Annotated in this window: 1 protein-coding gene; it reads right to left on the bottom strand. The window is 45.9% G+C overall.

Annotated features, from left to right (window positions below):
* Window positions 1-316 (bottom strand): cryptochrome/photolyase family protein (locus A3712_RS15175; protein ID WP_197465839.1); only part of this gene is annotated, 316 nt, incomplete at both ends.

The following is a 316-nucleotide window of genomic DNA, read 5'->3' as shown; positions in this document are numbered from 1 at the left end:
ACATGAAGTGCTCGGAGTCGTAGCACCCTTTGACGGTGTTAGGTAGTTTGAGTTTGTTGAGCTGTTCTAACAGGCGATATTCGTCTGGTCTTTGATATTCAAATTTCTCAGCGTCAAACTCGTTTATGTAGTGCTGAAGTGCGGCGTCGAGATCTTTGAATTGTGCTGTATCATCTAAGGTCAAATGCAACACTTGGTGCCCACGTTGTGTCAGCTCTTCAGCGAAATAGTCCATGGCAGAGAAGAACGCTGCCACTTTTTGGATGTGTGAGGCGACATAGTCGGTTTCCTGCTTAAGTTCGGCGATGATGTAGAT

This window comes from Vibrio sp. HI00D65, assembly GCF_001635455.1.
Classification (GTDB): Bacteria; Pseudomonadota; Gammaproteobacteria; order Enterobacterales; family Vibrionaceae; genus Vibrio.
This window is presented reverse-complemented; position numbering and strand designations above follow the sequence as displayed.